21 protein-coding genes are annotated in these 23,552 nt (G+C 49.3%); 14 read left to right on the top strand and 7 right to left on the bottom strand.

All coding sequences use genetic code 11. From position 1 onward, the window contains the following. Positions 1 to 201: 201 nt before the first annotated feature. From AC6R0R_RS16090 to murB, 3 genes are read right to left on the bottom strand one after another with little or no spacing between them, the layout of a single operon-like run. Complete coding sequence (locus AC6R0R_RS16090) at positions 202 to 825, bottom strand: helix-turn-helix transcriptional regulator (protein ID WP_500627454.1); 624 nt, start codon at positions 823 to 825, stop codon at positions 202 to 204. Then, the gene (gene birA / locus AC6R0R_RS16085; RefSeq protein WP_500627453.1) at positions 822 to 1,790 is read right to left on the bottom strand and encodes a bifunctional biotin--[acetyl-CoA-carboxylase] ligase/biotin operon repressor BirA; all 969 of its coding nucleotides are present in this window, start codon (positions 1,788 to 1,790) and stop codon (positions 822 to 824) included. Before birA ends, AC6R0R_RS16090 begins: the two co-directional genes overlap by 4 nt. Next, on the bottom strand, positions 1,787 to 2,902 hold the full coding sequence (gene murB, locus AC6R0R_RS16080; protein ID WP_500627452.1) for a UDP-N-acetylmuramate dehydrogenase: 1,116 nt from the start codon (positions 2,900 to 2,902) through the stop codon (positions 1,787 to 1,789). The genes birA and murB overlap by 4 nt, the downstream gene beginning before the upstream one ends. Positions 2,903 to 3,134: 232 nt before the next feature. On the opposite strand from murB, the gene AC6R0R_RS16075 reads away from it, so the two are divergent. Continuing rightward, the gene (locus tag AC6R0R_RS16075; protein WP_500627542.1) at positions 3,135 to 3,539 is read left to right on the top strand and encodes a GNAT family N-acetyltransferase; all 405 of its coding nucleotides are present in this window, start codon (positions 3,135 to 3,137) and stop codon (positions 3,537 to 3,539) included. Positions 3,540 to 3,654: 115 nt separating this feature from the next. Here AC6R0R_RS16075 and AC6R0R_RS16070 read toward each other — a convergent pair whose 3' ends face one another. Continuing rightward, on the bottom strand, positions 3,655 to 3,897 hold the full coding sequence (locus tag AC6R0R_RS16070) for a type II toxin-antitoxin system ParD family antitoxin (RefSeq protein WP_500627451.1): 243 nt from the start codon (positions 3,895 to 3,897) through the stop codon (positions 3,655 to 3,657). A gap of 220 nt (positions 3,898 to 4,117) precedes the next feature. Between AC6R0R_RS16070 and AC6R0R_RS16065 the strand changes: the two genes are divergently transcribed. The 3 genes from AC6R0R_RS16065 to pssA all read left to right on the top strand — a co-directional run bounded on the left by AC6R0R_RS16065 (position 4,118) and on the right by pssA (position 6,273). Next, the gene (locus AC6R0R_RS16065; RefSeq protein WP_500627450.1) at positions 4,118 to 4,525 is read left to right on the top strand and encodes an HI0074 family nucleotidyltransferase substrate-binding subunit; all 408 of its coding nucleotides are present in this window, start codon (positions 4,118 to 4,120) and stop codon (positions 4,523 to 4,525) included. 152 nt (positions 4,526 to 4,677) lie between these two features. Next, positions 4,678 to 4,815 (top strand): hypothetical protein, encoded by a 138-nt coding sequence (locus AC6R0R_RS16060; RefSeq protein WP_500627449.1) that lies wholly within the window; start codon positions 4,678 to 4,680, stop codon positions 4,813 to 4,815. Between the two features lie 117 nt (positions 4,816 to 4,932). Beyond that, positions 4,933 to 6,273: a CDP-diacylglycerol--serine O-phosphatidyltransferase gene (gene pssA, locus AC6R0R_RS16055; protein ID WP_500627448.1), complete on the top strand. Its 1,341-nt coding sequence runs from the start codon at positions 4,933 to 4,935 to the stop codon at positions 6,271 to 6,273. 328 nt (positions 6,274 to 6,601) lie between these two features. Here the strand turns inward: pssA and wecA are convergent, their stop codons facing one another. Continuing rightward, entirely contained in the window at positions 6,602 to 7,669 is a 1,068-nt protein-coding gene (wecA, locus tag AC6R0R_RS16050) for a UDP-N-acetylglucosamine--undecaprenyl-phosphate N-acetylglucosaminephosphotransferase (RefSeq protein WP_500627447.1), read from the bottom strand. Between the two features lie 213 nt (positions 7,670 to 7,882). On the opposite strand from wecA, the gene AC6R0R_RS16045 reads away from it, so the two are divergent. Further along, positions 7,883 to 9,118, top strand: a complete 1,236-nt coding sequence (locus tag AC6R0R_RS16045) for a sensor domain-containing diguanylate cyclase (RefSeq protein ID WP_500627446.1) — start codon at positions 7,883 to 7,885, stop codon at positions 9,116 to 9,118. A 50-nt stretch (positions 9,119 to 9,168) separates the two neighbouring features. Here AC6R0R_RS16045 and AC6R0R_RS16040 read toward each other — a convergent pair whose 3' ends face one another. Beyond that, positions 9,169 to 10,854: a hypothetical protein gene (locus AC6R0R_RS16040; RefSeq protein WP_500627445.1), complete on the bottom strand. Its 1,686-nt coding sequence runs from the start codon at positions 10,852 to 10,854 to the stop codon at positions 9,169 to 9,171. Between the two features lie 377 nt (positions 10,855 to 11,231). Here AC6R0R_RS16040 and AC6R0R_RS16035 point away from each other — a divergent pair, with 377 nt between their 5' ends. Both AC6R0R_RS16035 and AC6R0R_RS16030 read left to right on the top strand, forming a co-directional pair. Beyond that, positions 11,232 to 13,379 carry a putative bifunctional diguanylate cyclase/phosphodiesterase gene (locus AC6R0R_RS16035; protein WP_500627444.1) on the top strand — a complete coding sequence of 716 codons (2,148 nt, stop codon included), beginning with the start codon at positions 11,232 to 11,234 and terminating at the stop codon, positions 13,377 to 13,379. Between the two features lie 93 nt (positions 13,380 to 13,472). Next, positions 13,473 to 13,862, top strand: coding sequence for a hypothetical protein (locus tag AC6R0R_RS16030; RefSeq protein ID WP_500627443.1), 390 nt, complete (start codon positions 13,473 to 13,475; stop codon positions 13,860 to 13,862). Between the two features lie 328 nt (positions 13,863 to 14,190). Here AC6R0R_RS16030 and AC6R0R_RS16025 read toward each other — a convergent pair whose 3' ends face one another. Then, entirely contained in the window at positions 14,191 to 14,451 is a 261-nt protein-coding gene (locus AC6R0R_RS16025) for a hypothetical protein (RefSeq protein ID WP_500627442.1), read from the bottom strand. A 286-nt stretch (positions 14,452 to 14,737) separates the two neighbouring features. Here AC6R0R_RS16025 and AC6R0R_RS16020 point away from each other — a divergent pair, with 286 nt between their 5' ends. From AC6R0R_RS16020 to AC6R0R_RS15990, 7 genes are all read left to right on the top strand, one after another. Next, positions 14,738 to 15,373 (top strand): response regulator, encoded by a 636-nt coding sequence (locus AC6R0R_RS16020; RefSeq protein ID WP_500627441.1) that lies wholly within the window; start codon positions 14,738 to 14,740, stop codon positions 15,371 to 15,373. Further along, positions 15,370 to 16,962 carry a signal transduction histidine-protein kinase/phosphatase UhpB gene (gene uhpB / locus AC6R0R_RS16015; RefSeq protein ID WP_500627440.1) on the top strand — a complete coding sequence of 531 codons (1,593 nt, stop codon included), beginning with the start codon at positions 15,370 to 15,372 and terminating at the stop codon, positions 16,960 to 16,962. Before AC6R0R_RS16020 ends, uhpB begins: the two co-directional genes overlap by 4 nt. An 86-nt stretch (positions 16,963 to 17,048) precedes the next feature. Continuing rightward, positions 17,049 to 18,353, top strand: coding sequence for an MFS transporter family glucose-6-phosphate receptor UhpC (gene uhpC / locus AC6R0R_RS16010; protein ID WP_500627439.1), 1,305 nt, complete (start codon positions 17,049 to 17,051; stop codon positions 18,351 to 18,353). 67 nt (positions 18,354 to 18,420) lie between these two features. Beyond that, positions 18,421 to 19,455, top strand: a complete 1,035-nt coding sequence (locus AC6R0R_RS16005; protein ID WP_500627438.1) for an ABC transporter substrate-binding protein — start codon at positions 18,421 to 18,423, stop codon at positions 19,453 to 19,455. A gap of 72 nt (positions 19,456 to 19,527) precedes the next feature. Beyond that, positions 19,528 to 21,615 carry an ABC transporter permease gene (locus tag AC6R0R_RS16000; RefSeq protein WP_500627437.1) on the top strand — a complete coding sequence of 696 codons (2,088 nt, stop codon included), beginning with the start codon at positions 19,528 to 19,530 and terminating at the stop codon, positions 21,613 to 21,615. A 13-nt stretch (positions 21,616 to 21,628) separates the two neighbouring features. Beyond that, a complete protein-coding gene (gene fbpC, locus AC6R0R_RS15995) occupies positions 21,629 to 22,705 on the top strand; it encodes a ferric ABC transporter ATP-binding protein (protein WP_500627436.1) in 1,077 nt (358 codons plus the stop codon). A 369-nt stretch (positions 22,706 to 23,074) separates the two neighbouring features. Next, entirely contained in the window at positions 23,075 to 23,548 is a 474-nt protein-coding gene (locus tag AC6R0R_RS15990) for a hypothetical protein (RefSeq protein WP_500627435.1), read from the top strand. Positions 23,549 to 23,552: the final 4 nt, after the last annotated feature.

The following is a 23,552-nucleotide window of genomic DNA, read 5'->3' as shown; positions in this document are numbered from 1 at the left end:
CCTCACCCATCAAACGTTAAGAATAGGTTAAAAAGTCAGCGATAAAAAGAGGAGGAAGGGGGGAGTCTCAGTTGTGGGACAGTTCCTAGTTTCTAGTGCCGAATATCTAGTTCCTAGAAAACCCCATTCAAGCTTCGCTTGAGTCCCCTCTAGGAACTAGGTACTAGGAACTCGCCTCTAATCCCCTCTAGGAACTAGGCACTAGGAACTCGCCTCTACAACCCTATACCTACACCGTCTCTCCCCCCGCACAATATGCTCCGTCCTCTCAATATGACACTCTGGACCAAGCAGTTGGCGGAAGATGTTCAACTCTGATTGGCATAAACTCGGGCAATGGGTCGCGGCGCGGCAAATGGGGCAATGGTTTTCGGTGAACAGATAACCGCCGTCGCAGGCTTCGAACTCGGCCATGTAGCCTTCTTGTTCGCGGATCTCAACCAGGGCTTGAAGCTTGGCTTCTAGCGTCTCGCAGCCGTGCATACGCGCTTGATAGTGCGCCAAGGTTTGGCTTTCGCGATCGAGGGTCACTTTTTCTACCCCTTCGAGGCCATACAGACGCTCTACCGCATCGATGACTTGAATCGTCAGCTCTCCATGACGATCGGCAAAATGGCGATGGCCTTTCGCCGTTAAAGACCAGTGGCGCGTCGGCCGTCCCACTTTGACGCGGATATCTTCAATCGCCAGCAAGTTGTCGTCTTCCAACGCTTGCAAATGCTGACGCGCACCCATGGTCGTCATATCCAGCAAATCGGCAACTTGCTTGGCGGTCACGCTGCCTTCGCGTTTGATGATGTGGAGTATTCGCTCGCCCGTTTTCATGCGCCCCTCAGACTCACTTCTCCGCCCACATACTCTTCTACCCCTTGCTCTGTCTCAATCAACACCGCGCCTTGCGCGTTGATGCCCCTTGCAATGCCATACACCTCTCTTGGCCCCATAATGAGTTTTATAGGACGACCGAGAAAGTTATCCAACCGGTTCCAACGCTCGACAAAACCGTGCATCCCTTGCAGTTCATAATCAGACAGCGCGCGATGCAAGGTTTTAATCAAGGTGATCGCCAATTGATTGCGATCGATGCTTTCCCCGGTCACCTCAGAGAGGGAGGTCCAAGGCTGGGTAATCGCCGAGGTGGAGCGCTCGCTGCCCGCGGCCATTTGCAGGTTCATGCCCATGCCAATCACAAGGTTGGCCGCGCCGCCCGCTTGACCGGACATTTCGACCAAGATCCCAGCGAGTTTTTTGTCTTGGTAATAGAGATCGTTGGGCCATTTGAGTTTCACACCGTCAATCCCGAGGGCTTCCAGCGCTTCGACAATCGCCACGCCGACCACTAAGCTCAGCCCCATCGCGGCGGCCATGCCAGCATCGAGACGCCAAAACATCGAAAGATAAAGGTTAGAGCCAAACGGCGAGATCCATTCTCGGCCGCGGCGGCCGCGCCCTTTGGCTTGGTATTCTGCTAAGCAGACCGCGCCTGAAGTTAGGTTGTCCGCTTGATTGAGAAGATGTTGATTGGTCGAGTCAATAATCGGGATCAGCTCAAGTGGCGTCGCCACGCCGGCTTTTAGCACGGCTTCATCAAGCAACTGCATTGGTTTGGCTAATTGGTAACCTTTGCCTTGGACACGAAAGATGTCGACGCCCCACTCTTGAATACCTTTAATGTGTTTACTGACCGCCGCACGTGAGATGCCGAGTTGCTCACCGAGCGCCTCACCCGAGTGAAATTGACCGTCGCTGAGATGGCTTAAGAGCGTGAGTTTGGTGTGGTGCTCTTTCATTGCATCTCTCCCTGTACTGCGCTATCAATGGACGACTTCGCCGCGCTGACTCGCCCCTCTTCCAGTAGCGTTTCAAGGCGCGTCTCACCATGTGGCCCCATAAAGCGCACTTCGTGCTCAAGCGTGACACCAAAGGTAGCTTGCACCTTAGCGCGCACTGTCGCGGCAAGTTCCAGCACATCTTCAGCACTCGCGTCACCGGTATTCACTATCACCAAGGCTTGATTTGGATGAACTTGCGCGCCGCCAATGCGATGCCCTTTTAACCCACATTGGTCAATCAGCCAGCCGGCGGCTAGCTTCATCGCGCCTTCACCTTTATCACCAGCGGGATAGGCCACCAACGCTGGGAACGCATCGCGTAACCTTTCATACTCCGCCTTGCTAATAACGGGGTTTTTGAAAAAACTGCCGGCGTTACCTTGCACGCGCGGGTCAGGCAGTTTTTCTTGTCTAACGCGGCACACTGTATCAAAAATCTCTTGGGCGGTGACGCTTTCACGCGCAAAGCCTTGCAGCGGGCCGTAAGCAATATTGGGCTGCCACGCTTTGGCGAGCTTTAAGCCAAGCGCCACAATCACCACTTTTTGGTATAAATCGCGTTTGAAAATCGAATCACGATAACCGAACTGGCACTCTTGCGCGTGCATTCGGCGTACTTCAAAGCTATCAAGACAGAGTACATCAACGTATTCGCACACATCTTGTAGTTCCACGCCGTAAGCACCAATGTTTTGAATCGGCGCACTGCCTGCACAGCCCGGAATCAAGGCCAGGTTTTCTAACCCATCGTAGCCAGACTCTACACACCACTTCACCAGTGCTGGCCAATCTTCCCCTGCCTCAATATGCAAATGCCAATGCGTGTCGCTCTCTTGCACGGTTTTTCCGAGCAAATGATTGACGATCACCACACCTTGATAAGGCGAGGTAAACAGCATATTGCTGCCCTTACCCAGCATCAGCTTAGGCAACGTCGCATACGCTCGGTTTTGATACACGTCGATAATATCCTGCTGCGTGTGGGCTTCAATCAGCACCTCACAGGTTTGCGCGATAGCAAAGGTATGGTGGCAAGCGAGGTCGGCGTGGGTTTGAATGGTTTCAGGCATGGGTGTCAGCATGGATAAGGTTGGGTGGTTGACAGGTGTTGATATTCTACTCGATGGGGGGGGGAGTTCCTAGTGGCGAGTGCCTAGTTCCTAGAGGTGGTGGGTGGTGGGTGGTGGGTGGTGGGTGGTGGGTGGTGGGTGGTGGGTGGTGGGTGGTGGGTGGTATTATGGGATGAGGTAGAGCGATGGCAAGGAGTTTGGGGTGTTTTCAAAGATTGTTGAGGTTGAGGCGATGAAGCTGCCGCTGGTGAACCGCTTGTATAAAGCGCACTATCCGGCGGGTAAGGCGAAGAGTGATGAGTTGGTGATTGCGGGCTATATCGGCACCGAAATCGCGGCGGTGGTACGCTTTCGAAGCCTTGCTGAATATCGCTTATTGACCGGCATGCTTGTGGTGCCTAATCACCGAGGCCAAGGGCTGGGTCATGCGCTGCTTGAGTATTGCCAACTGTACATCCTCGGCCCACACGACTACTGCTTTGCCTACCCTCACCTCGAAGCCTTTTACGCCCAACATGGCTTTACCACGCTCGATAAAAGCGCACTGCCAAATGATGTGAAGAATCTGTTTGAGCGCTATGTGCGGGGTAAACCACAGTTAGTAGCGATGGGGATGGTAGCGGCGAACCTCGAGTAGAAGGAGGGATCTATATAGAGAAGACATCCCGAGAAGACGATAGGCAGCAGGTTCAAAGTTCAGTAGCGTGTATTCAAAAATCTGTTCAAAATCCTTTGCGGCAAGATTGGACAGTTTATACATTGTGTTTTTGCTTTACTTTGGCCGCGATATCATGAAGGGATAATGAGCACTCGCCACTTTGTTCACCCGCTGCAATAGCCATTTTTAGAGCCGTCGTTTGTTTCTCCTGTCTTTCGAGTAACCGCAATGCAGAACGAACGACTTCACTTGTTGAGCCATAGCGACCACTCGCTATGAGTTGACCGACAAAATCATCTAACTGAGAGCCAATCGTAATACTCGTTGTGCGTGACATATTTTCACCCATGAGTGTTAATATTTAACACAACCATAATGGATGAACTAACAATCAAAATCAAATCACGAGTTGCTTATAACGATAAAGCATACCGATAAGTTACCCATCCTCTAAGAACTCGCCACTAGAAACTAGGAACTCCCCCCACTAGGAACTTCCCCCCAAACACAGTAAAGTAACCATTAAAGCGAGACCCATCCTGCCTAGGTGAACAACGATGAACTCAAATCCAGACCGTTGGAAGCTACGTCTACAAAATTTGAGTAAAGTGCAACAAAGGCTTAAAAGAGCCTGCGCGCAAGAGAGTTATAACGAACTGGAACTGGCGGGTTTAGTGCAAACGTTTGAGTTTTCCTTCGAGCTGACTTGGAAAACGTTAAAAGACTTGCTTGAATTCGAGGGCTTTGATGTCGCCTCTCCGCGCAGTGTCTTTCGAACCGCGCTGGAAGCGAAGCACCTCTCCTCTGAGCAGTGCGAAACACTATTGGAGGCGTTGAGCAAACGCAACCTGCTGTCGCATACCTATGACGAAGCCAACGTACTCGAAGCTCAAAAGCTCATTTTGGAGTCGTTTGCGCCGGTGATAGAACAAGTCACCCTCTATTTGCAGGCTAAGCACGGTTAACCCGCTCATGCTCACACCAAACGTCGACGCCTGCGCTGCAGCGATGGGCCTAAAACCCCATCAATACCAATTAATCGAAGAGATTGTCCTGGAGCAATACTTTTAAAGACAGCTCCGATATCGATCTCGCTCTCGAGGGTCCGCATCTTTCGATGAGTACCATCGCCCAAATTCAAGACCAATTTGAGCAATCAACGTTCCCCTACAACGTCGATGTGGTGATCACTCACACGATCACCTCAGAGGACTTACTCACCCACATTCAACATCACGGTATTCAGTTGAAGTGAGGGGGAACTTCTCCACCACACACAAAAATACACTTTCGTCTTGACGCAAACCTATCAACCATCACCGATTTCTTGCTAAACTCCCTGTCCACTTTAAATAAAGGTAACGCCGTCACCATGATGACCAATCGTAATTTGTTTGAGCAACTGCCTGCTCTGGCTCAGGATCCAGCTCTGTTTGAAACGCTGTTTTCCGCGGCCGATTTTCGAACTCGCTTAATTGAAGCGATTCGTCAGGCAAGCAAGCGAATCTATCTGGTTGCGCTCTACTTGGAAGACGATGAGGCCGGCCGAGCGATCCTCACCGAGCTCTATGAAGCCAAGCAGCGTAACCCAGGCCTCGATGTCAAAGTGTGCGTCGACTGGCACCGAGCGCAGCGTGGGCTGATTGGCGCAGAGCCCGGCGAGACCAACGCGGCCATGTACAAGCGCTTTGCTGAGCAGTATACCCATCGCGTGCCTGTGTACGGCATTCCGGTGCGTGGGCGTGAAGTGTTTGGTGTACTGCACCTCAAAGGTTTTGTGATTGATGACCAAGTCATCTACAGCGGCGCCAGCTTAAACAACATCTACCTGCATTATAAAGAGCGCTACCGCTTTGACCGCTACCATGTATTGGCGAATCCAGCGCTCGCCGATAGTATGGCCGAGTTTATTGATGAAGCCATGGTGGCGCACCCTGCCGTGAACGATCTCGCGTGCCCAAGCAAGCCGGAAACCGCGCAGATCAAAGCGCAAATTCGCCAACTGCGCGCGCAACTCGCCAAAGCCAGTTACCCGTTTGAGCCGCAACGCATTGGCGCGCATCAAGTGGCGGTGACGCCGATTGTCGGCGTGGGGAAAAAGCGCAACAAGCTCAACCAAAGCATCAACCATTTACTGGCGATGGCCAAAGATGAGATTTTCATCTGCACGCCCTACTTCAACTTCCCGCGCAGCGTCGCGAAAGAGGTGAAAAAAGCCATCCGTCGCGGCGTAAAAGTCACCATTGTGGTGGGTGATAAGACCGCCAACGACTTTTACATTTCCCCGGAGCAAGAGTTCAAAACCATTGGCGGCCTACCGTACCTCTACGAGCGCAACTTGCGCACGTTTGCCAAAGCCAATGAAGCCAATATTGCCGCCAGAAAGCTCTCTTTGAGACTGTGGAAGCACGATGAAAACAGCTTCCACCTGAAAGGGATTTGGGTCGATAAGCGTTACATGATGATCACGGGCAACAACCTCAACCCACGTGCTTGGAGCCTAGATCTCGAAAACGCGCTGCTCATCAGAGATGACTACCATCACCTGACCCCGCAATTCGAGCTGGAAGTGGAGAATATTCTCAAGCACACGCAGTTAATCTGCACATATAAGCAAGTGGAGAAGTTTGAGGATTACCCGCTGCCGGTGAAGAAGCTGATGCGCAAGATCACCCGCGTGAGAGCGGATAGAGTCTTAAAACGCATTTTGTGATGGCTTATCCAAATCCATCGTGACACACGATATCTCTTTCGAGTAATAGCCAACCGTCCGCGCTAGCTGGGCGTAATATTCCCCCTATTTGAGCGCAAAAAAAAGCCAAGTCAAAGACTTGGCTTCATACAAATGAGATACGCATGTATGTTAAACGTCATTTTTAAGGACATAGAGGGCCTTAAAAGATTGCAGCGTTTGGTACACGCCAACTACCCATAAATGCTATGAATAACTACCATCGGGCTGAGATTATAGGCGCATATGAAACCGTGTCAATAAAAGTGGCGTTTGGTCGTTAAAAAAACCAAAGGTCACACGTCAACGCTCACAATTTAACCACCGAATCATTGGATTCAGATTCTCTACGTAACCAGCTGGTGATGCGCCAAACATAACTCATCACAACGTTGTATGCCAAAAACACCAATACAAAGCCTGCAAACATCGTCGACTCCTCAATGCGCCACTGCTCTCCAGCAATACCAATGCACGCTAATGACATAGCAATCGCACAAATCACGGTGAGTGTCTGGCGAGAACTCAGCCCCAAACGTTGGAAGATATGGTGCAGATGTTCTCTATCTGGTTTAAAAGGTGAATGACCTCGGCGCAGACGACGATACATAATCGACGCCATGTCCATCAAAGGAACGGCAATGAGCCACAGGGCGGTCACTGGTCTGAGAGGCAGTTCTTGACGTTGACTGACCCCCAACAACATCCAAATCACAGTAAAGCCAATCATCATACTGCCGGCATCCCCCATAAAGACCTTGCGCTCACGCCCAAAGATACCGAGGTTCATACACACATAGGGGATCATGGCAAAGATAAAGACCAAACATAGATGAGCCAGACCATGATGCGTATCGAGATACATTAAATACGCGATCGCTGAAAATGTCACTATCGCAAGTCCACCCAACAGCCCATCGATACCATCAACCATATTGAAAGCATTAATCGCACCGATGACGGCCAAAATAGTCATTAGCGGACTGAGCATACCAAAATGTAATACGCCCAAACCAAAAATATCCCCCACACTATCGAGACGAATATCCGCTATAGCCATCATGACAATGGACAACATTGCCTGTACGAACAATCGAATCTTGTAACTAATATCAAAACGATCGTCTATGGCCCCGACAATAATCAGCACTGTCAAACAGGACAAGAAAAGAGAACTGTGCTCAATGAGGTCAGGGTTCGCCGTTAAAAACTGTGCGATGGACAAATAAATGGCGATTCCCCCCACTAAGGGAATGCTTCCGGTATGCAATTTTCGAGCATTGGGTTTATCGACCAATCCCACTACTCTTGCGACCTTTCTCAGCAAGAACAGTGAGGCAAATGAGAAAAAACCGACAAATGACAACTCAATGAACATGGTGCCGTCCTAGCTACTGATGAATTATTAAATTTTTTGTGTACGGATCATACGAAACTACGAGTGGCATGTACACCTTGTTGATTATATTTCTTTCACATATTCATCAAAACACATGAAACAAATGGCAACAGCACTATAGCGCTTATATCCGTGCGATCGTATGATACGTGTTCGTTTGCACGCTTGTGCAAAATGAGTACGAGGACAGCCATGCCAAAGTTAACCATTGATACCCAATACGGCATCATCATTATCCAAAACTTAGAGACCGTATTCGTCAATGAATACTACGCGCACCTGTATGGCTACTCTAGCGCCTCTGAACTCCTCAACTCGATAGACTCATTTCTTGACTTAATTGATCCGTCCTACCATCCCCAAGCGATCGACAACTATCATCAAACACTCAAAGGTGACGTTCTTCCCCGCGGGAGAACCTTTCGTAATCGCGATCGACACGGTCGAGAGTTCGCAGTGTTTGCCATCGATCATGTGATTGAGTGGAACGGAGCACCGGCTTTACAAGTCACGGTTATCGATCTCTCAGCGCAAGAACGAGCCCAACAGCAACTTCAGGAAAATGAGCGAAAATTCAAGCAGCTGATCATTAAGTCTGGGCAAGGCATTTGCGTCCACCGCAATTTCAAACCCATCTTTGTCAATCAAGCTTGGGTTGACTTGATGCGCGCGCCGTCCATCGATGCCGTGCTCCGTGATGTCAACTTACTCTCCTTCCTACCCGAGGAGGAACACGCCAACGCTCAGGTACGTTATCAATCACTCATTAGTGGCCGTTTATCGGGTGCAAAAACGGTTGTGAAAAATCGATGTTTTGATGGCGAGATTCGTTACTTTCGCGTCTACGACAACTTGATTGAATGGGATGGAGAGCCAGCGGTTCAAGCCGTCATCGAGGATGTCACCGATCGAATTACACTCGAAGCCAAGTTAAGACAGCTGTCGGTGACCGATCCACTGACCGATATCTATAACCGCAGGGAACTCGATCGTGTGCTTAACCAAGAGTTTCAAAGAGGGCAACGGTATGGCCATCCATTTGCGGTTATCCTTATCGACATCGATCACTTCAAGGTCATCAATGATACGTATGGCCATGATGTGGGCGACAACACATTGCGAGCCATTGCTAACACACTTCGTGGCACCCTACGCCAAACTGACGTGTTAGGCCGTTGGGGTGGAGAGGAGTTTTTAATTGTCTGCTCGTCTACTGACATTACCGGTGCCTCACACCTCGCCAACACCTTGAGAGCACGTATCGCGAATCTGGCACTAGACAATGCGAAACCCGTTACCATCAGCATTGGCGTCGCCAGTCTAGATACTGACGACACACAAGTCTCCGACGTTCTAAAAAGAGCCGATCGCGCGCTCTATGACGCAAAACGTAACGGACGAAACCAAGTAAAGGTGGACCACCCGTAATATTACACACGAGCCGTCCCACATTACCTGCGCTCAGGAAGGGGAATTCGTTAGCGGATCAACGACACTGACGAATACGAATCCGATACTGATACAATGCCAATCTGACTATGCACTTGGCGATACAGAACTGGCGAAAACTCGCTATGTGTTCGAACCCATTCACCTACCCATTTTCCCTGCTCTAGAGAGAACTGCTGAAAATAGTGGGGCTCTGGGTACACTCCATCCACTCTCGCAGAACGAAGCGAGCTGTACCACGAAACGGTACTGTTATCGAGTCCCATATACCACTCACCTTGTGGGAACAGACCAAGATAGGTTAACTCCCCCTCGTTGTACACGTAATGGTAGTCTTCACTCACGTAACGTTGATCGCTGTCCACTCGAACCAGAAATTGGCCTTTTGCGAGGTAACGGACAACCGTATTATTCCCATCGGCTTCAAACGTATCACCTAAAGGGGACGCATTGTGGCTGCGCATCACCGCAGATTTTATTTCCTCACTTGTCGGCAAGTCGGTCTTTGTTGTGAGCTCTCCGCGAAAACTGACTTCGTACAGGTTCGCAGTATCACCAACATCGGTGTACACGCGATACGCTACTCCTTCAGCAGCCCAGGTCTGTCGCTCTGTTCTGGTTTCTCCAAACGTGGTGAGTGTGTCAATTTGAGTATTGCCTGTATGATTAATTAGGCTCACCCCATCGCCGGTTAAAACCACAGGATAAGTAAGCGTGGTCTCTGTCACTTTATTGAGCGAGTCATCGTATTGGTGCACTTCGTTATCAGAAAACTCCACAATCAAGGCACTGCCATTGACCGACCACTGATCCACATCTTTGTCGGTGAGATCCAGCTTGTTGATAATTTCACCGCTTTGTGCGGACAACACAAGAAAGTAGTTGCCAAAACAATTCCCAACGACAATACGATCCTCTGACAAAACATGCGGATAACACGGATGAAAAGTACCGCCTTCGACTTGGTGCTCGCTATAGTCAGTTTGCTCCCATTGCACTTCAGCGCTCTCATAAGAGAACCGCGTCTCGACCCCTCCTTGTTCAGGGTCATTAATATCTCCAAGCACTGGATTCTGATTTTCATCAAGATACACAATGCGCCCCTGAAAGTCAGACTGTACACTACTTTGAATAAACTGACTGATCACCTGAGCTCGATTATGTATTGCCGTAATGTTGGACTGAGTTTGGATCAATTCGTTATCAAATTGCTGAAACAATGAACGTGCAAGTAAGTGCGCATCCTCATGCCCTTTTGCAATAAAATCACCGGATACTTTATCAACGTCTATTCCTAACTCATGGGCGATATCAGACAAACTCCCCCCTTGAAGAAACGCCAATGTTGAAAATGGCGAGATCTCTGTGATCCCTGGAGCCGCGACAAGCTCTCGACTCTCGGTCAAGCTGCCAGAGTAGTCACTGTCTGTAGTCAATCCTGCCACAATCTTGATGATGACAGGTGCATCTGTGGCCGACCCTATGAAGACACCGCGCTCATTGGTCAATCCTTGATATTCCGCCTCTTCGGCGATGCCATTTACGTTTTCATCAAAGTAGACTTTTGCTTGCATCAAATAACCATCAATTGCGGTATATGTAAGCAACGGACTGTCTTGAGTTGTGCTGGACGACGAATTATCTTGACAGCCAAACAGCGCAAAGGCGGTCAATAGTGAAGCGACGATCGGTCGAACGGTATATGGTTGTAGCATGTTGGATGTTCCCAATATAAATAAGGCATGACGTATTATTGAATAACAATACCACCATATGAAACAATGTTAAGCAAATGAAATAAATAATAATTTTAATATCGGTCAAGTTTGTTTTGCTCACTTGGCGCACCCAATCCGACGACTTTCGACAAACCGGAAGCGGTCAAAGTACATTCGACAACTATTTGACACCGCTATCGATTAATGAGACTACTACCTCTCAACAGATGAAACATTACGCATAAGAGTTATCCACTATTAGGTGATATCAATCTGTGTACCCGTGACGCGTTGACTGTCAATGCAGCCTGTGTATGGTTGGCATCAATACGAGCGATGTTAAACAAGCAGAGAGAGAGGTTTTCCCCGCAGTGATGACGCAGCCCCATCGTAACCATTCGCTAAGCTTTGAAGACCCGCAAAGCACACTGACTGCTGAAGATTACCCCACCATGCCTCAAACGCGCCCTTTTGATGACGTAGCTCAGTGCCTAATCGAAGCGCAACACGATGATAAACTCTTAAACGCACTCACCCGCTTTTTTAGCCATGCTGAGCAGGTAATAGCGCTCACCCCCGACGCTTACCCAGATTTCCGCTCCACGTTACGTACCTTTCATGTCTTTATAGAAAAGAGCACCGAACAACAGCAACTGTTGGCGGCGCTCACTTTATGGATTCGCTGGCTTTCTGCGTCGAAAAAGCCGTCTACACCAACCGAGCCCATAACATCGTTAATGGTACTCACTTCGCTGCGCCTCGCCGACGTCGCGGTCCCAATGCTCAGTGAACTGCATTCACACCAACATACCTTCGAGCGACTCAGAAACAGTGAGCGCCGGCTTCACGATGCTATGGATTACGCTCAAATCGGGCACTGGTCATCCCCTTATGAGGGCTCTCAATCTCAGTGGTCACCGCAAATTTATGACTTGCTCGGATTAGAAAGAACCTGCCCTCCAGGCCTCGATACCCTAAAATCCGTCATCGATGAAGACTTCATGCCCCACTTTATTGCGGCTCGGCAGCGCTGCTTTGAGACGGGTGAAGACTTCTTCCTAGAGTGCCCCATCACTCGCGCGAGTGATGGGGAGCGCCGGTGGATTGAGTGTCGTGGACAGGTGCATTACCTTGAGTCTGGCGCCCCTGAGCGACTGTCCGGCTTCATTCAAGATATCACGAGTCGTAAAGAGAGTGAGGAAACCATTACCCAACTCGCCTACTTTGACTCACTGACGACACTTCCGAACCGGCGTTGGTTATTGGATAGGTTAACCCAGCAGTGTGACTCTCTCGTTCATCGTCGCTCATACTGCGCAGTTCTTCACATTGATATCGATGATTTTAAAAAAATCATTGATCTTCATGGTCACCCGTATGGTGATACATTGCTGATGCTCATCACACAGCGTATCAGTGCGCTTCTTCGCCCCCAGGACACACTAGCGCGTATCGGACATGACGAATTTATGTTGATACTCTGTGGCTTACCTAAAACGTATCCTCAAGCGCTCGAACAGGCCAACCAATTGAGCACTCAGTTACTAGAAACGTTGGCACTACCCTATACCATCGACGAGCATAAGTTTGTGAATAGTGCCAGTATCGGAATGGTGCTGTTTAATGACAATGCCGTTGGTGTTGAGGAGCTCATTAATCGCGCGGGGATGGCGTTAACGCACGCCAAGCAAGATGGGAAAAATGTGGCGCACTTGTACCATCAAGCGATACAAGACAGCGCGTTGCAACGCCTCCAACTCGAGTCGTCACTGCGCCAAGCCGTCGAACTCAATCAACTGGCGTTGTATTATCAACCTCAAGTCCATGGCACCGATCTGACTGTCGGCGCGGAGGCCCTGATTCGGTGGTTCCATCCAGAGTATGGACTTGTCGCTCCTGATGACTTCATTCCACTTGCGGAAGAAACGGGACTGATCATTGGTATTGGGGATTGGGTACTAGAGCAAGCTTGCCTTCAACTCTCGCGTTGGCAATCTGACTTCCACTATCTGACTTTGTCGGTCAATGTGAGCTATAAACAGTTCACGCACTCAGATTTCGTGACAAAAGTCGAATCAGCTCTTAAGCGCTATCCGATTTTACCTGGCACGTTAAAGCTCGAGCTCACAGAAACCATGGTCGTTGAAGACATTGAGCTCACCATTGCGCATATGCAAGCCCTAAAAGCGCGTGGCGTTATTTTTTCACTAGACGATTTTGGTACGGGCTATTCCTCGTTGCAGTTTCTCAAGCGCTTGCCAATCAGCCAGATTAAAATCGATCGCTCTTTTGTCTCAGAGCTTGAAGACAACCCTAACGACCAATCCATTGTCTCTGCGACCATTGCCATGGCGAAGGCATTGGGCATCGATGTGATTGCTGAGGGTGTTGAGACACAGGCGCAAGCTGCTTTTCTTCAAGAGCAAGGGTGTGACACCTACCAAGGATATTACTATAATCCGCCGTTATCGCTGTGTGACTTTGAACGCTACTTAAAGGCAAGCGCCCGCAGGTTGACCTAACAAGGCACGGCCTTAAAACGATATAAGTTACATCAGCGCTTCGCTAGCCACACTTCAACGCTCTTGGTATTGCAGGTAAAACAAAGAAAAATCATGTTGAAATTTATCTCCCTCGCCCTTCTCTGTATGGCCAGTTTGCCCACCCTCGCTACGCCACTACTTGACAGTGATGTTTACGAACTTGCCAAGCAACGTATCGCGTTTCAATGCGACGGATGCCCCGCCATCGCCGCGGCCATCCTCACAATGAGAGAGCGATTGTGTTCGATGCCGATTACGGAAGAAGCGATTCGAGCGATTCCATCCGACCCTTTATTTCTGCAAGCAAAGGAGGAGCTCGCCCAGCTTCCCGACAGCTCTTTTGACGACTATATTTTGTCTCTACAAAGAGGGGCAAACTGCATGAGTAGCGATGCTTGGCTCAAAGAAACGCACTTTCACTTTCGTCGTTTAACTGGTGAGAATTTATCAACGTCTCCGTAAACCATGACATTTCGTCGCCCTAGAGTGGGAAACAATAAAAAAGCCAGTTACTACAATGAGTAACTGGCTGTATGTGTGTGAACAAATCTATTCACTAACAACGTCAGTTGGCTAGGTGACCCTGGCTTTATCTAGGGTCAATGAAATAAAAGCACAATACGTGCCAACAAAATACCGCTAAAAACGCACAAAAAAACCACAATGAAACCGATTGCAAAACCTTTCGTTGCACATGGCAATTGCAAAATGCAATAACCATTTCAAATTGCGATCAACTCTGAATCTCACAATATCCTTGATCCCCTCAACCGAATAAACCAGTTGGCCGTTAAAACAACACGTGGATGTTGTCACAACGCTGACTCGATGATGCCGAATGCTCATCGTCAATATCCAGGCTAACCAACTCTTGCTCTAGGATGGCCTCTTCTTGCAGGTCTACTTTTGAGTGGATCAAGTCCTCATCATTCATGTGATGTGTGCGTACGTGAACACGGATATCATCGTCGCTCCAAGCGCTACTGACTTTATATACCCTTTCGCGCTCAACCGTGATCCTTTCTTTAATCGTCACCCGCTTAACTGACATGGTCGTTTTCCTTCTTTCAGCTTTGTCTACCATCCACCTGTGTGGCTGTTCGCGTCTTGAGTTGATACCACTCTTGCGAGCGGGTCCGCTCCCTACCCTCAGACATACCATCGCTGTGTATAGTATGCCTAGTCCTTTGAAAGGGCTAGCCCTTGTGGCACGCAATTTCCAACAACTGTTTCAGTCTACTCGACTTTCGTGCTCGCATCACAAACCCACCGTATTCATTTTGCAACGGCCAAAAGCATTTGCGACTATCCAACGATATTCTTATGAGGATGGTTTAATGATAACAGTTTCACTGATCGACGATCATATCGTGGTTCGTTCAGGCTTCGCACAATTGCTGTCCATGGAATCCGATATTCAAATCCATAGTGAGTTTGATAATGCTAGAGATGCTTTTCATGCCCTAAGTCATCAACCTATCGATGTTGCGGTCATGGATATCTCCATGCCAGATGAGAGTGGTCTTGTATTACTAGAGCGACTGCGTCAAGTTCAACCTAGCTTTCGAGCCATCATATTAAGTATTTACGATTCCGCGTCGTTCGTCAGCAAAGCTATCGATGCAGGTGCTTACGGGTATCTCTCCAAACGCTGTGGTCCGGGGGAACTGGTGACCGCCATTCGCACTGTCGCCCAAGGCGACCGATATTTATGCACCGATGCCTTAGTCAACTTGAGCAATGCCTCAGCCAGTCCTAATGTATTGAAAAGCCTGACAAAGCGTGAGCGTGAAGTGTTTGACCACCTCATTTTGGGGAAAGATGTCAAAGAGATTGGCACCGAGCTATTTATTAGCCACAAAACTATTCATGTCCATCGGGCAAATATCTTAAGCAAGTTAGGCCTCACTAACACCGTTGAGTTGATCCGTTTTGCTATTCAACATGAGTTGATGAGTCACGAAGAGATATGACCGCCCCCGAACCGCTTCGAAATTATGTTGCACACAGTTTTAACTATGTGTTCCTGGCGATCATCTACGCATTAAGCTGGTTCTGTCTCTGGAATATTAGTCGGCATTTGCTCTCCGACTTTTTATTAGCCGCGCTGTTTTTACCCACAGGATTGAGGCTAGCCCTTTACGCGCTGGCGCCTAGGCGCTACTGGCTGCTGTGTACATTTTGTGATATTGCCTTATCTGTCGCACTCATCCCTTATTTGGCCGAGAGTCCAACGGCCTACCTCGTTATTCTTTTTGCTGTTATCGCTCATGCATTGTCGAGTATTCTCTCGCCCTTTCTCAAAGTTCGCGAGGTGTATTGGCAACGTCTGCTGATTTTGTGTGGATTCAGTACCGGCTATGCCATGTTGTGTGGCGCGACGTTATTGTTGCTGGCCAAACCACTTGGCGTCAGTGCGCACTATGCGCTCGAGGCTACTATCACTGCGTTTAACGGCGGGGTATTGCTACTGCCTTTTTTTTATTTGCTCTATGACTATTTGAGCCGCAAAGTATGGCGCCCACTCAGCCCAACCCTCGTACATCATGAAGTTCGTCTTCGAGCATCCGCACTTATATGGGGCGCACTCTTTTTTGGTATTGGCCTTCTCTCTGAATTGACATTGTTCGATGAGATGAAGCCGCTGGTGTATTTGCTTTTTTTATTACCCAATATATTTATGGCCTATCGTTACGGCTGGCAAGGCGGTGTGCTCGCCAGCGTAATGAACAGTATCTTGTTGACCACGGCTCGCCAGATCACCGGCTCATTTGAAACCGATCTCGAGCTGCACAGCTTCATTGCCACACAGGCGATTGTTGGACTTGGTCTAGGCATAGCGATAAGTCGACAGTATCGATTGTCTAAGCAGCTTGAGCATTTGAATCAAAATCTGCTCAAGGAGCTCGACGCGAAACAGCGCCTGACGAGACAGTTGGTCAACATCGAAGAAGAAGTTAGAAAGTCCATTGCTCGAGAGCTGCACGATGAAATCGGTCAAAATATTACTGCCATTCAAATTCAAGCCATGTTGGCAAAACGCCACAGTGATCACCCTCAACTTCAAAGCATTGCCGATCTCACTCATGACTTGGCAATGCGCATTCATTCCTCTACTCGTCGTCTCTTGCATAAGCTTCGGCCTCAGGCCCTCGATGAAATGGGATTAGAGTCGGCCATTCGTCAACTCACTCGCGAAATGAGGTTTGAAGAAATGCAGGTTCAATTTCAGTTTAATTGTGGTCTGTTTTCTGAAAAGTTGGATGAAGTCACCGTCGTAACGGTCTACCGCATCGTCCAAGAGTTGCTGAACAACGTTTGTAAGCACGCTCAAGCCTCAGAAGTGCATCTGACGATCTTGCCGGGCAACCCGTTTAGCCTCGAGATCCGAGACAACGGGATCGGGCTTCCAAAGGATTGGCCACAACGAGGCCATGGACTCCGCGGTATTGAAGAGCGAATTCAGGCGCTAGGAGGACAGATGCACATCCAAAGCAGCCCATTGGGAAGTCGAATAACTGTTAACTTGCCCACAAAATCGACCACCATGCCCGAAAACTAGGAAATATTCCTAGTCATATATAACTCAGTCTCATGATTTCCACTCTATTAATACATAACCTCGTACTCAGTCGTTAAGGAGAAGCGATGCTAGTGTCAACCGCCCCGGATCCACGTCAGGTGAATGAAAGTTATCGCTATTGGCGGATGCACCTCATGGTGGCGATGTATGTCGGTTATGGCGTCTTTTACTTTACGCGAAAAAGTCTCAGTTTTTCGATGCCGGCCATGCTCGAAGATTTGGAACTTACGACCACCGACTTTGGTTTATTAGGGACCTTGTTTTACATCACCTATGGCGTATCCAAATTTCTGTCGGGTATGGTCAGTGATCGCTCAAAGCCCAGCTATTTTATGGGGCTTGGGCTGATAGCAACAGGCTTCATCAATCTGTTGTTTGGCATGAGTTCAACCTTAATGGCATTTACGGTGCTCTGGACCTTAAACGCGTTCTTTCAAGGCTGGGGGTGGCCTCCGTGCGCAAAGTTGCTCACAAGCTGGTACTCACGTACCGAGCGTGGGTTTTGGTGGTCCATTTGGAATACGTGCCATAACCTCAGTGGCGCCTTGATCCCCATTGTTATAGGAGGGATCGCCATACATTGGGGATGGCGCTATGGGTTTATTGTCCCAGGGCTTCTCGCCATTGTCGTGGGTACGGTGCTTTGCTTTCGTTTACAAGATAAACCGCAAACGATGGGACTCCCAAGAGTCGGTGATTGGCGTAATGATGCCCTTGAGAAACAGCACGAATCGGAAGGGATTGGACTGCCATTTAGACGCATCATCAAAACGTACGTATTGGCAAATAAGTACATTTGGTTGCTCTGCAGTTCGTACTTACTGGTCTATGTCGTTCGCATCGCGATCAATGACTGGGGCAACCTCTATCTCACCGAGCGACATGGCTATGAGTTGCTGACCGCCAATACCGCTGTGTCGATGTTTGAGGTAGGCGGCTTTCTGGGCTCCTTATTCGGGGGTTGGGGCTCGGATAAATTTTTCCGAGGCAATCGAGCTCCGATGAATTTGATTTTTGCGTTAGGCATTTTCATGTCAGTCGCTGCGCTTTGGCTTACACCGATGGACAATATTGTTGTCCTGGCCGGATGTTTTTTTTCCGTCGGTTTTTTCGTCTTCGGCCCACAAATGATGATCGGAATGGCTGCTGCAGAGTGTTCACACAAAGACGCAGCGGGCACTGCCACCGGCTTCGTCGGTTTGTTTGCCTACTTCGGTGCAGCGCTGGCCGGTTACCCACTAGCGATCGTTATCGACACATTCAGTTGGGAAGGTTTTTTCAGCTTTATTACGCTCTGCGCGGCACTAATAGGGTTACTGATTTTGCCTTTCATACATGCACAACAGCGCGCTAAGGTCGCCGTGACGTAAAGGGGGCTTTCCGTTGATTGTGCACATTCTCTGTCTCTACACAGAAACACAATACAAGGAAAGAACCATGAACGTGAACGCCAAATACTCTCTACTCGCAGCCTGTCTCTTAGGCTCAACCTTTAGTGCTCCTCAAGCGCTCGCCGATGGACGACTGGTCGTATACTGCAGCGCAACCAATGCCATGTGTGAGGCTGCGACCCGTGCATTCAGTGACAAATATGACGTCAACACATCCTTTGTCCGCAATGGCTCGGGAAGTACTCTCGCCAAAATCCAAGCCGAAAGAAAAAACCCTCGCGCAGATGTGTGGTACGGCGGTACGCTTGACCCACAATCTCAAGCCGGTGAAATGGACTTGCTTGACGCCTACCCGTCCCCCCAACTCAGCCACATCATGCCTCAATTTCAAGATCCAGCGAAACGTAAAGGCAACTACTCTTCCGCTGTGTACATGGGCATTCTGGGGTTTGGCGTGAATACCGAACGTTTGGCAGAAAAAGGGGTCCCCGTCCCTCGATGCTGGAGCGATCTGACCAAGCCAGAATACGCGGGTGAAATTCAAATTGCGGATCCGCAAAGTTCAGGTACCGCGTACACCGCGCTCGCCACCTTCATCCAATTATGGGACGAAGATAAAGCCTTTGATTACTTCAAGGCTTTGGATAAAAACGTCTCTCAGTACACAAAATCCGGAGTGACGCCTTCGCGCAACGCCGCACGTGGTGAAATTGCTATTGGCATTGGCTTTTTGCACGACTACTCGTTAGAGCAATCCAAAGGTGCGCCACTGGAACTCATTTCACCCTGTGAAGGCACCGGCTATGAAATTGGCGGTGTGAGCCTTATCAAAGGGGCGCGTAATACCGAGAATGCGAAAAAGTTCATCGACTTTGTCTTATCTAAAGAAGGGCAGGAAACCGCTTGGAAACAAGGTCAATCTTTTCAGATCTTAACCAACACACAAGCAGAGCAATCCCCCAACGCCATGAACCCTGAGGACCTCACCCTCATCAGCTATGACATGGAAACCTATGGCGCTTCAGATGAACGTAAACGACTTATCAACAAATGGGTCAACGTCGTAAAAATGGGTCAATAGTCCCTAAAAGGGCGACAGGACGTCGCCCTCGTCTCTGTTTTTTTGCATGTCAGACTATTCAGGTAATCAATAATGAATGAATTTACCGCACAGATCACTCGTGATTCGACCACGCGCGATCCTATCTTTTATTGGCTCTTCACCCTAGCACTGGCGTTTGTCTTGTTGCCCTCATTCTCGCTCGACTGGGGACTCTTTGAATCGACCTCAGAAGAATTTCAGCAAGCCATGGGATGGAGCCATCTCAATGTGTCTTGGCTGTGGTTCTCTCTGCCCTTGTTACTGGTTGTTCGCCCCACTCAGCCTCTAGGTAAACTCGCCAAACACCGCCATTACTTTGATGTCGGTTACTCTGCTTTTTGTATGATCGCGGTGTTGGTCAGTTCCTACATGTTAGGTCAAGGCATGGGGTATGCCACTATCGTACTGTTCGTGGCGCTCGGCGCTATCATGACGCTGGCGCTTTCTCGCTTGGAGGTGCTCGGAGGCGATGTGTTTGTCATTGCCGCGCTATTGACGATCATCTTTCTCATCACGGCCTTCATCATTTATCCCAGTATCGCGATCTTTATCCCGATGTTTCAAGATGAAATGGGCAACGTCGTCGCCTGGCAATTTCTTGAGATCTTAGGCCGCGCCCAAATTACCCAAATTATTCTTAACTCTATCGTACTCGGTACCACCGTCGGTATTGGCGCGACGTTCTTTGGACTGGTCTTCGCCATCTATACCACGCGTATCGCCCAGCGCAGTGCCTTTATCGCCCGCGTGTTTTCCATCTTACCTATCGTCACCCCTCCTTTTGTCGTGGGTTTAGGTGTCACCTTAATGCTCGGACGCTCTGGGTATTTGACCGAACTGATGGTCGATGTGTTTGGGCTCACTCAAACCAACTGGCTGTATGGGTTTACCGGCATTTGGATTGCGCAAGTGCTGGCGTTTGCCCCCATGTCTTTTATGATCCTCGACGGGGCTATGAAATCGATTCACCCCTCTTTGGAAGAGGCCTCATACACATTGCGCGCAAACCGCTATCAAACGTTTTTTAAAGTGGTGATGCCTCTGCTCAAACCCGCACTCGCCAACAGTTTTTTGATTGTTTTTGTTCAATCGTTGGCGGATTTTAGTAACCCACTGGTGCTGGGCGGCAGTTTTGATGTATTGGCGACGCAAATCTATTTTTACATCGCTGGCGCACAACTCGACTATGCCTCCGCGAGTACCTTGGGCGCTATCCTTCTGCTCTTCTCTCTCGCGATTTTCGTGTTGCAGTACCTTTGGATTGGCAAACGATCCTATGTGACCATTTCCGGCAAATCGTATCGAGGCGATGTACAGCCATTGCCTACAACACTGAAACACGGTGTGACGACACTCTTGTATGTGTGGATCGGTTTCAACGTTCTTCTTTACGGCAGCATTTTTTATGGCAGCTTTACCGTGAACTGGGGCGTCGATTACAGCCTGACGCTGGCAAACTATACACGCTTGTTTGGGATGGGGATGGACGAGGGTGCTTGGCCTTCATTGATCACGACGATGACCTATGCGGGCATTGCCGCACCACTGACGGCATTCTTTGGCTTGTTAATCGCCTACATCGTTGTACGCCAGCAGTTTTATGGCAAAAAAGTCATCGAGTTTGCGACCATGCTGTGTTTTGCCGTACCAGGAACCGTGGCGGGCGTGTCCTACATCCTGGCGTTTAACGATGCGCCCATTTACCTCACCGGCACCGCAGCGATTGTGGTCATCTCCATGGTGATGAGAAATGTGCCCGTTGGTATCCGCTCTGGGGTCGCAGGCCTTGGTCAACTCGACAAATCTCTCGACGAGGCCTCTCTTAGCCTGCGAGCCAACTCCCTGAAAACCATCACGCATATCCTATTGCCTCTACTTCGACCGGCAATTTTGTCAACGTTGGTCTATAGCTTCGTTCGTGCCATGACCACGGTCAGTGCCATCATTTTCTTGGTCACGCCAGAAACTCGCGTTGCAACGTCATACATCCTCAATCGAGTCGAAGATGGCGAATATGGAATAGCGATCGCCTATGGCTCAATCCTGATTGTCGTGATGTTAGCCATTATTTTGATTTTTGATTTCTTAGTCGGTGAAGCGCGCATTTCACGCTCTAAAGCCAAAAACGATGAACAGTAGCGGAGAAACTCGCATGAAAAATGAAAACTTTGTTGTGCTTAAAAATATCAGTAAGCGCTTTGGTGACAAAACCGTGATTGACCGTTTGGATTTGGAAATTAAAAAAGGCAGCCTCGTGACGCTACTTGGTCCCTCTGGATGCGGAAAAACGACGGTCTTGCGTTTAGTCGCGGGCTTAGAAAAGCCCACGGGAGGGCAAATTTTTATCGATGGTGAAGACGTCACGAATACCTCAATTCAGCAGCGCGACATTTGTATGGTCTTTCAGTCCTACGCCTTATTTCCGCACATGTCGCTAGAAGAAAATGTGGGCTATGGCTTGAAAATGCTCGGTGTCAGCAAAGACGAAATACATCAACGCGTGAACGACACGCTGAAAATGGTGGATCTTGAAGGGTTTGGTGGACGCTTTGTCGACCAAATTTCAGGCGGTCAGCAGCAACGTGTGGCATTGGCACGCGCACTGGTTCTCAAACCCAAAGTGCTTCTGTTTGACGAGCCACTGAGTAACCTTGATGCCAACTTGCGCCGCAGCATGCGCGAGACCATCAGAGAGCTACAACAACGTTTCAATATTACCTCGCTCTACGTCACTCATGACCAAGCCGAAGCATTCGCAGTCTCCGATACGGTCATTGTCATGAAAGACGGTGAAATTATGCAGCAAGGCTCACCGACACAGCTGTACAAGCACCCTGCCTCCCTTTTCATGGCGAATTTTATGGGCGAGGCGAACATGTTTGAAGGCGATTTTGATGGGCAGTATATCGATATTCATGGTTATCGCATTATCGCCACCCCGGACAATGTCAGCGGCATCTCTGCTGGCCACTACCAAATGGGAGTCAGACCCGAAGCGATTCTCTTGGCCAACGAAGGACAACCTTGCCAACAGTGCCAAATCAAAAGTATCGCATACATGGGATCCATGTACGAGGTCATGGTCGAATGGCAAGGTCATGAACTCTTGTTGCAGCTCAATTCGACCCAGTTTGATGCACGCCAGGCGGATCACGCATACCTCACTATCAATCCCAACGGCGTCTTTGTTTTGCCTCCTCTCTCCCCCTCTCATCCAGATAACCAATAAGTCCTGCCTGTACCCGTATGATGCGTTCGCATCATGCGGGCGCTCTTCCATACCTCAGCTCTTTGCACGCACTACTGTGGGATCCATCGCACGCGTCAATCGAAGCGTCCTCGGTCGTCATCGAGCGAATGAACGTTTTGTCAGCCCGTTGAGCCTTCGCCCCTTTTTCATCGAGTTTTATTAATTTTGAGATCAAAACTCCATATTTGCACAAAAATTGAGAGATCAATCCAAAAACCTGTTTCCTGCGTTCAAAAAATAGGCTTATGATGAAAAAGCCAACATGCACACCATATGTTGTCAATAAAACCAACATTTCCCCAATATATGGACATTTCGTATTTCATTGGTAAAGAAAGCGAGAAAAGAATGAGACCCAAAAGCAAGAAAATCGCCCTCCCCGCCTTACACATTGAATGGCACCCCCTTCTTCATTCCCTCACCCAAGACGACCGCTTTCAACTCACTCAGCTTCAGCCCCTTGACGATATCTCAGCCCAGCATCTTCAGTCGCTCCTTGACCTGCACCCCATTCCCGTCACGTGCGTGCCCCACACCGAGCGATTTCACTGCCTCATTCCTATCCCTTTGATTGAACGACTTGGCACCCACCCGCAGCGCGCGAATTTACGCGCCTCCTTGCTCATCTATGACGACGCCGATGTTCACGATCTCCTCACCAGCTTTCTTTTGCTCGAACCCGCACTCGCTCTGTCCACCCACTCCACGCACACACGCAATGTGCACAAGAGGCTTCGTCAATTCAAAACGCATGCGCTCCCTGCGCCAAGCAAACGGACCCTCGCAGCGCTGGCACAGTGCTCTCCATCCGCCTTTCGATAGCCCC

It is taken from the genome of Vibrio sp. R12-SW3-ISO1 (assembly GCF_059834005.1).
The sequence above is the reverse complement of the archived record's forward strand: the minus strand, read 5'-3'. Positions and strand labels throughout refer to the sequence as shown.

Bases quoted from the DNA above. Each gene is read 5' to 3' on its own strand.
- AC6R0R_RS16070 (WP_500627451.1), bottom strand. From the start codon at position 3,897: ATGTCACGCACAACGAGTATTACGATTGGCTCTCAGTTAGATGATTTT.
- murB (WP_500627452.1), bottom strand. From the start codon at position 2,902: ATGCCTGAAACCATTCAAACCCACGCCGACCTCGCTTGCCACCATACC.
- AC6R0R_RS16035 (WP_500627444.1), top strand. From the start codon at position 11,232: ATGACGCAGCCCCATCGTAACCATTCGCTAAGCTTTGAAGACCCGCAA.
- AC6R0R_RS16020 (WP_500627441.1), top strand. From the start codon at position 14,738: ATGATAACAGTTTCACTGATCGACGATCATATCGTGGTTCGTTCAGGC.
- AC6R0R_RS16040 (WP_500627445.1), bottom strand. From the start codon at position 10,854: ATGCTACAACCATATACCGTTCGACCGATCGTCGCTTCACTATTGACC.
- AC6R0R_RS16060 (WP_500627449.1), top strand. From the start codon at position 4,678: ATGAGTACCATCGCCCAAATTCAAGACCAATTTGAGCAATCAACGTTC.
- fbpC (WP_500627436.1), top strand. From the start codon at position 21,629: ATGAAAAATGAAAACTTTGTTGTGCTTAAAAATATCAGTAAGCGCTTT.
- AC6R0R_RS16090 (WP_500627454.1), bottom strand. From the start codon at position 825: ATGAAAACGGGCGAGCGAATACTCCACATCATCAAACGCGAAGGCAGC.
- pssA (WP_500627448.1), top strand. From the start codon at position 4,933: ATGATGACCAATCGTAATTTGTTTGAGCAACTGCCTGCTCTGGCTCAG.
- AC6R0R_RS16065 (WP_500627450.1), top strand. From the start codon at position 4,118: ATGAACTCAAATCCAGACCGTTGGAAGCTACGTCTACAAAATTTGAGT.
- AC6R0R_RS16075 (WP_500627542.1), top strand. From the start codon at position 3,135: ATGAAGCTGCCGCTGGTGAACCGCTTGTATAAAGCGCACTATCCGGCG.
- AC6R0R_RS16045 (WP_500627446.1), top strand. From the start codon at position 7,883: ATGCCAAAGTTAACCATTGATACCCAATACGGCATCATCATTATCCAA.
- uhpB (WP_500627440.1), top strand. From the start codon at position 15,370: ATGACCGCCCCCGAACCGCTTCGAAATTATGTTGCACACAGTTTTAAC.
- AC6R0R_RS16025 (WP_500627442.1), bottom strand. From the start codon at position 14,451: ATGTCAGTTAAGCGGGTGACGATTAAAGAAAGGATCACGGTTGAGCGC.
- AC6R0R_RS15990 (WP_500627435.1), top strand. From the start codon at position 23,075: ATGAGACCCAAAAGCAAGAAAATCGCCCTCCCCGCCTTACACATTGAA.
- wecA (WP_500627447.1), bottom strand. From the start codon at position 7,669: ATGTTCATTGAGTTGTCATTTGTCGGTTTTTTCTCATTTGCCTCACTG.
- uhpC (WP_500627439.1), top strand. From the start codon at position 17,049: ATGCTAGTGTCAACCGCCCCGGATCCACGTCAGGTGAATGAAAGTTAT.
- birA (WP_500627453.1), bottom strand. From the start codon at position 1,790: ATGAAAGAGCACCACACCAAACTCACGCTCTTAAGCCATCTCAGCGAC.
- AC6R0R_RS16005 (WP_500627438.1), top strand. From the start codon at position 18,421: ATGAACGTGAACGCCAAATACTCTCTACTCGCAGCCTGTCTCTTAGGC.
- AC6R0R_RS16000 (WP_500627437.1), top strand. From the start codon at position 19,528: ATGAATGAATTTACCGCACAGATCACTCGTGATTCGACCACGCGCGAT.
- AC6R0R_RS16030 (WP_500627443.1), top strand. From the start codon at position 13,473: ATGTTGAAATTTATCTCCCTCGCCCTTCTCTGTATGGCCAGTTTGCCC.